Here is an 11,506-nt window from a genome sequence, read left to right on the forward strand (position 1 = left end):
GCCTTCAGGCCGTGGGTGGTAGAAACACAGGCAGCGGCTTTAGCCAAAAAAAGAAGCATACAAAAAATTAGGGAATAAATTTTAAGCAGGCCTTGTTTTTTTGATTTTTAGGCTGATGCTTCTTTTATCACCTAAAAATGTTGACCATTGTTTTTTTGATTATTTAAATGCAGGCAAACACCAGTTTTTATCCGGTAAAAGAAGCATGGGCACGGTCCTGAACATATCGAAGGACCTTGTACCTATTTAAACGAAGCCTAAAAGTTTAAACAACTTCCCTAACAAACACATTTGTTATAGTAACAAAGGTATAGGTAATTACACCTTTATTTAAAAAGCTAATTACAGCTATTTATTGTGTTTTTTATGCGATAAAAGAAGTATAATGATTGGCCTGTTCAAAGCATCCTTCAAAATAAAAAACGTTCATTTTGTTTAAAAAACAACAAATAAGTTTATAACCCTTATTTTTGTACTTTAATTAAAATAGCGCAGTGCTTTCGGGTATTTATCATGCAAGAGCAAATTACACAATACACAACAGAAATTAATACTTTCCATCCTGACAGTGCTGCTGAACTGGAAGCTTTCCGGATCCGTTTTTTAGGCACTAAAGGATTGATCAAAGATCTTTTTGATCAGTTTAAAACCGTAAGCCCGGAAGAAAAACGAACGCTTGGTAAAACGCTGAACGAGTTTAAGCAATTAGCCGAAACCAAATACCAAAGCCTGAAAGAACAGTTGGAAACGCAGCCGGAAAAAACTGCTTTAAAAGACGATTTAACACTGCCCGGAGAAGGTTTCCAATTAGGTTCGCGCCATCCGCTTTCTCTGGTCAGAAACGAGATCATTGATATTTTTAAACGCCTTGGTTTTATTATTGCCGAAGGGCCGGAAATTGAAGACGACTGGCACAACTTCTCCGCCTTAAACTTTCCGGAAGAACATCCGGCAAGAGATATGCAGGATACTTTTTTTATCAGCAAAAAAAGTCCGGCGGATTCTGGTGAGGCTGCCGGCGATATTGCTTTACGTACACATACTTCATCTGTCCAGGTTCGGATGATGGAAGCCGGAAAACCACCTTTCCGCGCCATTATGCCGGGCCGCGTTTACCGTAACGAAGCTATTTCTGCCCGTGCGCATTGCTTTTTTCATCAGGTGGAAGGATTATATGTGGATGAAAATGTTTCTTTTGCCGATTTAAAGCAAACCCTTTATCATTTTGTACTTGAATTATATGGAGAAGGGACCAAAGTACGTTTCCGTCCCTCCTATTTTCCTTTTACAGAACCTTCTGCGGAGATGGACGTATCGTGCAGCATTTGTAAAGGTGCAGGCTGCCAGATGTGTAAATACAGCGGCTGGGTAGAAATTTTAGGTTGTGGTATGGTCGATCCGAATGTGTTGGAAAACTGCGGGATCGATCCTGAAAAATATACCGGTTTTGCTTTTGGTATGGGCATAGAAAGAATTACCAATTTAAAATATCAGATACGGGATTTGCGTTTATTTTCTGAAAACGATATCCGTTTCCTTAAACAATTTCAAACCGAAATAAGTTGATCAAAAAAATTGCACCCATACTTCTTTTATGCCTGGTTTTTCTATCCTGCGGAAAAACTAACCAAGGTACTATTCCTTACGTACAGGTGAATTTTAGTGCGCCTTTGTCTGATCCGCGTTTAAGCCGGCTTTCTGTTGTTGGCGGCGCTGTAACCATCGATGGTTATGGACTTTGCGGATTGATTATTTACCACAGTCCAACTACAGGTTACGTTGCCTATGATCGCTGCAGCAGTTATATGCCGGAAAACAGATGCGCTGTTACGTTAGACAGTCCGACCTTAACCGCGACCGACCCTTGCAGCGGTTCTAAGTTTTCTTTGGATGATGGTTCGCCGGTAAAAGCACCGGCAACACGCTATCTGCGTTCATATTCTGTAAATGTGAGCATCAATCAGATCTTTGTGAGCAATTGATGGAAACCGACAAAACAACAGAAAGCATCAAGCAGGCTGCGAGAGAGCTTTACCGGAAGTTTGGTTACCATAAAACCAGTGTAAACGAAATTGCCAGGAAGGCCAAGGTTGCCAAGGCAACTATTTATAAATATTTCGACAGCAAAGAAGCTATTTTACAGGTTCTGCTGATGGATTACATTCGTTTAAGTGTGGACGATTTGATCCAGAACAGTGCGATAGATATGGATGAGGAAAAACACCTGACCAACCTCATCATGAAAACCAGCCGCCTTTCTTACACAGTTTGTAATGAGTTTATTGGCTGGGATTTTATCCGCGAATCTGCCAATGCACAGGATTTTTTAAAGAAGCTTTCCAACGAACTGGAAGAACTGCTTTATCACTCTTTCACTGGTGTAAGCGAACTGCATATTAATGATACTTTTCCGGCAAGGCTTCGTTTTCTCATTAAATCAAGCAAAAGCATTGTTTTTAGTTTTGCTTTTACTTCGGTTAGTGATGCGGATGTGCGGAAGAATTTTGTAAGTTTTCAGAAAGAGATTTTGCCTTATTTGGTTAAGGCGGCTTTGAAGTAGGGCATCCCAATGCTTCTTTTTTAAAACCTACCAGCTATTATCCGTTTAGAAAAAGACTTATTTTATTTTTTAAATATACATTGCAATATCGTGCATTCTGCTTAATTTAGTACAACAGCAAGAATAGGTTCGCATTTTACAATTAATTGTTAGTATTTTTAATAATACTTAAATGGACTCTAAAGCCATCGATAAAAAGAAACTTGGCAGGAAAGAAATAATTATTTTAACAGGGCTTGCCTTTTTAATAATTACTCTATTATTAGGTTTTGTAAGCCTATATTTTCACTGGAAAATCCTGTTTAATATAATTCGTGTCTTTTGTTTTGTTGTAAGTTTTATTGCTTTGGTTTATAATCTTAAACAAAGGTTAAAAACGAAAGCATGAATTCGCTTAAATTTTGTCACAATTTATATAATTCCGTAATGGATTGCGAGAAGTAAAAGCCAATACTTCTTTTACCACCTAAAAATCTTCTCTCCAACTCCATTTCCTAAAACTAAAAATAGCCCTAAATTTGCGGTCCATGAGAAGATCATCGCCCCGCGAAAAAACCGTAGCAGAAAACGTAACCATTTTTGATATTGCCGAAGAAGGAAAAGGCGTTGGCCGGGCCGGAGAAATGGTGGTTTTTGTAGAAAAAGCCGTTCCGGGCGATGTAGCAGATGTGGAGATCTTCCGCAGAAAAAAGAATTTTGGTGAAGCTAAAATTGTTGCCTTAAAAACAGCATCTGATTTACGGACAGAACCTTTTTGTCAGCATTTTGGCGATTGCGGCGGCTGCAAATGGCAACACATGACGTACGAAGCGCAGTTGCATTACAAGCAAAAAGCCGTTACGGATGCTTTGGAACGGATTGCAAAGATTGATGTAAGCAGCTTGATCCCAATTTTGCCTTCGCCGGAAACCCGTTTTTATCGCAATAAATTGGAGTTTACTTTTTCTGACCGAAGATGGCTGACGAATAAAGAAATCAGCAGCGGCGAAAATTTTACAACTGATGCGCTCGGTTTCCATGTTCCGCTTTATTTTGACCGGATTTTGGATATTCAGAAATGCCATCTGCAAGCTGATCCTTCCAACGATATCCGAAACAGCGTTCGTGATTTTGCCATGCAAAACGGCATCAGCTTTTACAATTTGCGCAACCATGAAGGCGCTTTACGCAACCTGATTGTCCGTACTTCTTCTACCGGGGAATTAATGGTGATTGTGGTTTTTGCTTACATCGAACAGGAACAAATCAATGGAATGATGGAATTTATCAAAAGCAGTTTTCCGCAAATTACTTCGCTGTTGTATATCATCAACCAAAAGAAAAACGATACGATTTTTGATCAGGAAGTTTTGACTTACTCTGGCCGCGATTTTATTTATGAAGAGATGCGCACTGATTTTACCGGCATAAACAAAGTACGTTTCCGCATCGGCCCGAAATCTTTTTATCAAACCAACTCGCACCAGGCAACCAGATTGTATGAAGTTGCACGAGATTTTGCCGGTTTTAAAGGTGATGAACTGGTTTACGATTTATACACCGGCGCCGGGACCATTGCCAATTTTATTGCCGGAAAAGTGAAACAGGTAATTGGAATAGAATATGTTGAAAGTGCGATTGAAGATGCAAAAGTAAATTCGGCCATTAACAACATTACCAATACTACTTTTTTTGCCGGCGATATGAAGGATGTATTGGATGCTTCTTTTACCGCTAAAAATGGCAGGCCTGATGTCATTATTACCGATCCGCCGCGCGCAGGAATGCATCCGGATGTAGTAAACCGGTTGATGGAAATGGAAGCCGAAAAAATTGTATATGTAAGTTGCAATGTGGCAACACAAGCGCGAGATTTGCTGGTACTGAAAGAAAAATACGAAGTGGTAAAAATACAGCCTGTTGATATGTTTCCGCATACGCAGCATGTAGAAAATGTGCTTCTTTTACAGTTAAAAAAATAACAAAAATGAACCCCGAAGATTTATTGCAGGAAGGTGGCAGCGAAGAGGAAAAAAAGAAAAGAAGCCCGCTGGAAAGTCTGGAAGTTGATTTAAAATTCCTGAGCGATTCCATCAAAGAAATTGCGGTGGAAATTATGGTGGAAGGCTTATCCAAATATCCGATTTTCATCGCACATCAACATGAAGTTGCTTTAGGCGAAGTTATTTTTGACCGTTTTGAAATGAATACAGATTGGACTATTCAAGCTTCTACCTTAGAAGAATTTATGGAACGCGGTGTCATCAAAAAAGAACTGAAACAACGCTTTATGGATACTTATAAAAACCCCAATAAATTTATGTGCGTGTTTGTAATTGTACCCGATGGCGCTAATTTCGTTTTCTTTCCGTATGCTAAAGATTGATTTTTAAACTATCTTACCGTTATTTCAATCTGATGCTTCTTTTATCCACCTAAAACTTATGTCTGATAAAAAAATCCTTGTTTTAAACAGTCGCCAGGTCCAGCAAAAAATCAACCGGATTGCCTATCAGCTATTGGAAGATAATTTTGAAGAAACCGAGATCATTTTAGCCGGTGTAGTAGCCCGCGGTTACCGGCTGGCAACACGGTTAAAAAGCATCCTGGAAGAAATTGCTCCTTTTAAAATTACGCTGATTAGTATTGACCTGGACAAACTTAGTTCAAGCCTAAACGGTTCTTTAAGTGTCCCGCTGGAAGATTGCAGCAACAAAGTGCTGATTTTAGTGGACGATGTATTGAATTCGGGAAAGGCCTTGGCTTATGCTTTTGGTATTTTCCTGAATATTCCGCTAAAAAAAATACGTACCGTTGTTTTGGTTGACCGTAACCACAAAAGCTTTCCGATTGCTACTGATTTTACCGGGTTGGCACTTTCTACCGTTTTAAAAGAACATGTTGACGTGGTGCTGGATGAAAACGGCGAAGAAGACGCGGTTTACCTGAGATAAATTCCTGGCCATACTGTTTTTACCGGCAAAAAATCAGGAAGCATTTTTTGCTTTAATACCCAATGCCGTTAATTCCTGGTCAATCCGCTGGTTCCAACGTTCCTGCTCGCCGGTATTTAGGCCGTGCCGCGTTTCATCATCATACTGGTCCTGCAAATGGTTCATCTCGCCAAAATAATTGTAAAACTGGTAATTAATAATGCCCTCATAATTTAAAACGGATAATGGCGTAGCACGTATTTTTTGCTCAAACCGTTGTTCAATTATTTTTACAATATCAAAATGCCGTTGTTCATGATTGAGCGTGTAATCATCCCGGCTAAAATCTTTTACCCAACAGCCGCTTTTGGGCACAAAAGTTTTCATCTCGAGTTTTATACTGATTACACCGTTTGCAATTTCCGTTTTTTCTTCAAAACCAAAACTCGGGAAAACGGAGGCTGCATATTTACTGCCGCGGGGTTTATCCTGAAAATCGTCCCATCGTAACGGACGGTTTACAGCATAATAAATAGTATCGCCCTCCTGCTTTTGCTGGTACTCTTTAAAAGTAACTTTAACTTCTCTGGCCAACTTCGGGTTGTTATTGGCCTGGCTGTCCATCCAGGTATTAAAATATTTTAGCGCAGCGTTTAACGAACTGCTTAACATGGATGCAGGTACATTAATTTGATTGTCTGGCCTGGTGTACTTACTGTCAATGCGATAATTAGTGAGAAAAATACTGCCCTCTCCGGCCAATAAATCAAACGATAAAGACAGGGCAACCTTACCTTCTACCCTATTTTGCGCTGACAGCGATTCTGTTACCCTGCATTCTTTTATATGCATTAAAACCGGACGCAGTTTTTTATCACTGGGCAAACTTTGCCAGATAAAATCCTGAATAGCAGCTAATCCTCCTCCTTTTAAATCAACCGCCTGTAAACCTGTTTTTTGTTTTAGGTTGATAGCCGCCGGGTAAATCCATGCTACTGCTTTTTGTTCCGGCCGTTCGTCTGTTATTTGAGCAATATAAAACTCTTTAGGTATTGTAATTAGCTTTTGCGGTGTAAGCACAATCGGCCCTATTTGGGCCTGAACACCTGAGGTAAAAAAAAGGGTGATAAAAACAGCATATACCAGGCAAAACTTTGCAGAAAAAGTGCTAAAAATAGTTTTTTTAGTAGATTTTGAAACGGTAGGAAACAATGGGATATAAATGATTTTAACAAATTTATAAACGTACTTACAAATGTTTTAGTGTATTAAATTCTGGCTGGGTTAAACAGTATTAAAGGTTTAGCAAATGTTTAACTATATTTATAATTTAATTATTAGTTTAATTATTATAATATTTGTTTTGTTGGTAGCTGCTACACAACCTAATTTTACTGCCACGCTTGCTGCCAACATGTTTGCAGCAACCAAAGCATTAGCATGAGAGGACTTAATAAGGTAACTTTAATAGGCAATTTAGGTAAAGACCCGGAAAACCGGCAATTGTCCGGCAATATAGCTGTAACAAAATTTTCTTTGGCCACTACCCAAATATTTAAAGATAAGGACGGACAAACAGCTGCTAAAACCGAATGGCATACCATTGTATTATGGAGAAGCCTGGCAGAACTGGCTGCAAAGTATTTGCATAAAGGAAGCCTGGTGTACATAGAAGGCAGACTAAAAACCCGGCAGTTTGAAGACAAAGAAGGTAAAATACGGTACACCACAGAAATTGTGGCGGAACAATTGATTATGCTGGACAAAAAAAATGACTGAAGCACAAACTACTGGTATAGAAAACCGATTGGAAATACAGGAGCCTTTATGCAGGTTTGAAACAGCGGAGCATGCTGATAAAGATGTGATATTTATTTATTTTGAACATAACAGTAAGTTAAATCAAGAAGTTAAAAAACTTGCCGGTGTTAAGTGGAGCCAGTCTAAAAAAGCCTGGTATGTAACCCATAACCAAACTAACCGCCATAAATTTAACCTTCCGCTTAATCCGGTTGGCAAAGAAGTATTATCACTTATCCATCCCGTTAACCAGCCTGCCCTTCTGTTTTTTATCGAAACACTTCAACTAAAAACTTATAGTGAAAGCACGGTCAAAACATACCGGAACGAATTTGCACAACTGCTTTACCTGCTGAAAAGCGTACCCGTAAACACACTCGGCACAACCAGGCTGCGCAGTTACTTTTTGTATTGTACCAACACTTTAAAACTTTCTGAAAACACGCTGCACAGCCGCATAAACGCCGTTAAGTTTTATTTTGAGCAAGTGCTGCACCGGGAAAAATTGTTTTTTGAAATTCCCCGTCCTAAAAAACCTGCCCTGCTTCCCAAAATAATTTCTACGAAAGACATTAGTAAGCTTTTTACCGTAACAGAAAACCTGAAACACAACCTCATGCTAAAACTTTGCTATGGAATGGGTTTACGGGTGAGTGAAATAGTAAACATCAAAATTGTTGATATTGACAGTAAAACGATGCAGGTTTTTATAGAAAGGGCCAAAGGGAAAAAAGACCGTTATGCCAATTTGCCCGAGAGTGTGCTAAAACAGTTACGGGAATATTATAAAGCCTATAAACCTAAAAAGCATCTGTTTGAAGGCCAATACGGCGAGCAGTACAGCATAAGAAGTGTACAAAAAGTTTTTAAAAATGCTTTAAAAAAGGCAAACATTAATAAAGATATTAGCGTACACGGCCTGCGGCACAGTTTTGCAACCCATTTATTAGAAAACGGAACTGATATTAAATTCATCCAGGAATTATTAGGGCATAACGATATTAAAACTACGCTGCGTTATATCCATGTAAGCCAGCAGAGTTTAAAAAACGTTAAAAGCCCGTTGGATAAACTTTAGCTGCTGCAAATAAAAGGTGCGCATTATGTATTGTTTAACTTTCGACAATACAAAAAAACGAAGTACGCATTTTGTATTGTTCAACTTTCGGCAATACAAAAAAGCGAAGTACGTATTTTGTATTGTTTGGCGGCAAAACTAATATAGCTTAAGCCATTTTTTAAATTATAAAAAGCTGATATTAAAGCAATTGAATTTATATATGAAATACAATTTTTCTGTGAAAATAAATATTTTAGATTTGTAACTGAGGTGCCGAAAGGTGCGTATATTTATGAGTTAGGCGCAATTTGTGTTTTCGCCCGAGAAAGTTTGCTAAAGATTTTTTTGTCCCAAAAAAGCAAAAACACAAAAAGCGGCTAACATGGGTTTGGCAAAAGTTGGGCGAAAATACTTTTACTAAAATTTGTACTTTTATGAACTTACTGCTTTTACTAAACTTTTTTGCTGAAAATTCCCAACCTTCGCCAAGCCTTTTCCGTTGTATGCCATTCAATAGCAAACGTAAACGACGACTAACAAGTGGATAAAAAAGATTTAGTAAGCATTATTGACAAGGAATTTAAACCGTTAGGCTTTAAAAGAGTTGGTAATTACTGGAAACTGCTTGGAAAAGAAATAATAAAAATTATTTATTTACAGAGGTCTTCATATAGTAAATTATATTACATCAATTATGGTTTTAATTTTGTAAATCTTGAATATGATGGAGTATCAATACACGTTTTTCATAGATTAGGTTCTCCAGACAAGAAAGAAAATGAATTGATACAAAGTTTATTAGACTTTGAAAATGATATTGACTCTGAAACAAGAACTATTCAGCTTACTGACATTGTTAGGAATGTCCTCAAAGTTGAACTTGGCAAAATTAATTGTGAAAACGATGTTTTGAAAGAAATAGAAGAAAAACCAATTCTGTTAAACTTGCTACCTTTAAAAGTAAAGGAATACCTTGAAGTTTGATTGAAAGAACGTCATACAACATTGGTTTGGCAAAAAACTGGCTGACGAATGAAACATCAACTTTTGTTTTGCTATTTTGCTTCAGTTTCGGCTGAAGGATTAAAATTTAGCTGGTAAAAGAAGCATCGGCATTTGATTATTAATTTAACTTTGGTTTTGGCTGACAGGTTTCAAATTCCAGTTCTTCGCCAAGCCTTCTCCGTTGTGTGTAATGCTGTCAACCGCTGTACTTGAAAATAACACGAAACACTGTAACTTTAGGAAAAATATTTCATATGAATTCCTCAACTCAACATATTAGCCTTGCTGACTATTACTACGGGTTTTTAAAAAATCTTAACTCAGATAGCAAACTTGACCTAATTTCAAAACTTTCACAGTCTTTAAAGGAAACGGAAACAACTCCCGAAACGCCTTTAGAATCTCTTTTTGGCGCATACAAATCTGATGAATCTGCAGAAGAAATCATTGCAGAACTTAGAGCATCGAGAGTTTTTAACCGTAATATTGAAACACTTTGAAAAAATATTTGCTCGATACCAACATCTGTATATTTTTCATTAAAGGACAGTATGAGCTAAATAAGAAAATTGCAGAAGTAGGTGAACAAAATTGTTTCATTTCTGAAATTACGGTTGCAGAGTTAAAATACGGAATTGAAAATAGCAAGACTGTTGAAGCTATGCGAATTATTGTGGAAGCATTTATCCCCAAATTTGCTATTCTTCCCGTTTACAATTCACTGGATATATATGCAAAAGAAAAAGTAAAATTGAGAAAGCAAGGATTGCTTATCGATGACTTCGATATTTTAATTGGCTCTACGGCAATTGTAAATGAAATGATTATGGTAACTAACAATGTTGCACATTTAAACAGACTTGATAATATTGTTATTGAAGATTGGACAACTTTAGCGAAGAAATAGCACTACACACAACATTGGTTTGGCAAAAAACTGGCTGACGAATTAAACATCACTTTTGTTTTACTATTCTGCTTCAGTTTCGGCAGAAGGATCAATATTTAGCTGGTAAAAGAAGCATCAATATTTGAACATTAATTTAACTTTGGTTTTGGGCGGAAGAGTTTCTATTTCCAGTTCTTCGCCAAGCCTTTTCCGTTGTGTGCCATTTTGTGGAAACCCTTCAAGAATGCATTTCCTTGTAAAACACTAAATGAAGTATTCAATATTATTTATTTCCTGTGTAGTTTTTTTATTTGGCAGTTGTCAGACAAAAAATAAAACTGACGACAAATCAATTAATGAACGCTTTAATTGCTTGAAAGGATTGATGAAAAGCGCCTGGTATGAACATGGTATTGACGAACGTATTCCACCAATCAAAAACGTTGACTACGGCTTCATAATTTTGGTTGACACAAACTTTAAGGCGACTAATTTCATTTCATTTGATGAGGATTTTTCAAGAAAAAGATCAAAAGCACTTGACACAACTGACTATACATTGCATGATAATGAATGGGAAAAAATGACCAGCAAACAAAAACTTGATAAAGTATTTGAGCAAAAACTTTATTACAAAAAACAAGCTGACTCAGCACATATAAAAAATAATTTAGGACAAAATCAAGTTTGGGTAATTAACAACACTACTGACACAGTTTCTATACAAATGCAAGATTGGAGCTACATCTGCATTTTACAAGGACTTACCAAAAGTGGACAATGGTTACCAATCCAATATTGGAGATTTAGCAATTGTGGAAACAGTTACTATGACAAACATTTCCTACCAAAGACAGCAAATTCTTTTATCACGACCTTGCCAAACACGGGAAATTACCAAACAAAATTGAGATTTAAACTTTTAGGTACAGACAAATTTTATTACTCAAACGAATTTACAGGAAAAATTAATTATTGTGACTTTGTAGAAGACAGTTTAAATTACGATAACAGAAGGTCAAAACCTAAACCACATTATAAACTCGACACTTTAATTCATTTATCCATGTTGTAATGGCAAAGAAAACGGCACACAACATTGGTTTGGCAAAAAACTGGCTGACGAATTAAACATCAACTTTTTGTTTTGCTATTTTGCTTCAGTTTCAGCAGAAGGAACAGAAATTTAGCCGGTAAAATAAGCATCAACTTTTGATTATTAATTTAACTTTGGTTTTGGCTGAGGAGTTTCAAATATCAGTTCTTCGCCAAGCCTTTTC

Annotated in this window: 15 protein-coding genes; 14 read left to right on the forward strand and 1 reads right to left on the reverse strand. The window is 37.2% G+C overall.

Translation table 11 applies throughout. From position 1 onward, the window contains the following. Positions 1-513 precede the first annotated feature (513 nt). The 7 genes from pheS (at position 514) to GO621_RS17160 (ending at position 5,493) form a co-directional block, all read left to right on the forward strand. Positions 514-1,566, forward strand: coding sequence for a phenylalanine--tRNA ligase subunit alpha (gene pheS / locus GO621_RS17130; protein WP_157569312.1), 1,053 nt, complete (start codon positions 514-516; stop codon positions 1,564-1,566). Further along, positions 1,563-1,982: a Rieske (2Fe-2S) protein gene (locus GO621_RS17135; protein ID WP_157569315.1), complete on the forward strand. Its 420-nt coding sequence runs from the start codon at positions 1,563-1,565 to the stop codon at positions 1,980-1,982. The genes pheS and GO621_RS17135 overlap by 4 nt, the downstream gene beginning before the upstream one ends. Beyond that, a complete protein-coding gene (locus GO621_RS17140; RefSeq protein ID WP_157569317.1) occupies positions 1,982-2,560 on the forward strand; it encodes a TetR/AcrR family transcriptional regulator in 579 nt (192 codons plus the stop codon). Before GO621_RS17135 ends, GO621_RS17140 begins: the two co-directional genes overlap by 1 nt. 172 nt (positions 2,561-2,732) lie before the next feature. Next, positions 2,733-2,948, forward strand: coding sequence for a hypothetical protein (locus tag GO621_RS17145; RefSeq protein ID WP_157569319.1), 216 nt, complete (start codon positions 2,733-2,735; stop codon positions 2,946-2,948). Between the two features lie 139 nt (positions 2,949-3,087). After that, on the forward strand, positions 3,088-4,521 hold the full coding sequence (rlmD, locus tag GO621_RS17150) for a 23S rRNA (uracil(1939)-C(5))-methyltransferase RlmD (protein ID WP_157569321.1): 1,434 nt from the start codon (positions 3,088-3,090) through the stop codon (positions 4,519-4,521). 5 nt (positions 4,522-4,526) lie between these two features. Further along, positions 4,527-4,925, forward strand: a complete 399-nt coding sequence (locus tag GO621_RS17155; protein WP_157569323.1) for a hypothetical protein — start codon at positions 4,527-4,529, stop codon at positions 4,923-4,925. Between the two features lie 58 nt (positions 4,926-4,983). After that, complete coding sequence (locus GO621_RS17160; protein ID WP_157569325.1) at positions 4,984-5,493, forward strand: phosphoribosyltransferase family protein; 510 nt, start codon at positions 4,984-4,986, stop codon at positions 5,491-5,493. Between the two features lie 33 nt (positions 5,494-5,526). On the opposite strand, the gene GO621_RS17165 is transcribed toward GO621_RS17160, so the two are convergent. Beyond that, positions 5,527-6,684 carry a hypothetical protein gene (locus GO621_RS17165; RefSeq protein WP_157569327.1) on the reverse strand — a complete coding sequence of 386 codons (1,158 nt, stop codon included), beginning with the start codon at positions 6,682-6,684 and terminating at the stop codon, positions 5,527-5,529. A gap of 97 nt (positions 6,685-6,781) precedes the next feature. Between GO621_RS17165 and GO621_RS19245 the strand changes: the two genes are divergently transcribed. The 7 genes from GO621_RS19245 to GO621_RS17195 all read left to right on the forward strand — a co-directional run bounded on the left by GO621_RS19245 (position 6,782) and on the right by GO621_RS17195 (position 11,301). Then, positions 6,782-6,916: a hypothetical protein gene (locus GO621_RS19245; protein ID WP_262885001.1), complete on the forward strand. Its 135-nt coding sequence runs from the start codon at positions 6,782-6,784 to the stop codon at positions 6,914-6,916. After that, positions 6,913-7,251, forward strand: a complete 339-nt coding sequence (locus tag GO621_RS17170; RefSeq protein ID WP_157569329.1) for a single-stranded DNA-binding protein — start codon at positions 6,913-6,915, stop codon at positions 7,249-7,251. The genes GO621_RS19245 and GO621_RS17170 overlap by 4 nt, the downstream gene beginning before the upstream one ends. Next, positions 7,244-8,350: a tyrosine-type recombinase/integrase gene (locus GO621_RS17175; protein WP_157569331.1), complete on the forward strand. Its 1,107-nt coding sequence runs from the start codon at positions 7,244-7,246 to the stop codon at positions 8,348-8,350. Before GO621_RS17170 ends, GO621_RS17175 begins: the two co-directional genes overlap by 8 nt. Before the next feature lie 522 nt (positions 8,351-8,872). Next, on the forward strand, positions 8,873-9,316 hold the full coding sequence (locus tag GO621_RS17180) for a DUF4304 domain-containing protein (RefSeq protein WP_157569333.1): 444 nt from the start codon (positions 8,873-8,875) through the stop codon (positions 9,314-9,316). A 230-nt stretch (positions 9,317-9,546) separates the two neighbouring features. Further along, a complete protein-coding gene (locus GO621_RS17185; protein WP_198170298.1) occupies positions 9,547-9,837 on the forward strand; it encodes a hypothetical protein in 291 nt (96 codons plus the stop codon). Next, positions 9,834-10,244 (forward strand): type II toxin-antitoxin system VapC family toxin, encoded by a 411-nt coding sequence (locus tag GO621_RS17190; RefSeq protein WP_157569335.1) that lies wholly within the window; start codon positions 9,834-9,836, stop codon positions 10,242-10,244. Before GO621_RS17185 ends, GO621_RS17190 begins: the two co-directional genes overlap by 4 nt. Before the next feature lie 250 nt (positions 10,245-10,494). Continuing rightward, complete coding sequence (locus tag GO621_RS17195; protein ID WP_157569337.1) at positions 10,495-11,301, forward strand: hypothetical protein; 807 nt, start codon at positions 10,495-10,497, stop codon at positions 11,299-11,301. Positions 11,302-11,506 lie beyond the last annotated feature (205 nt).

Origin of the sequence: Mucilaginibacter arboris, assembly GCF_009754915.1 — a bacterium.
Lineage (GTDB): Bacteria > Bacteroidota > Bacteroidia > Sphingobacteriales > Sphingobacteriaceae > Mucilaginibacter_A > Mucilaginibacter_A arboris.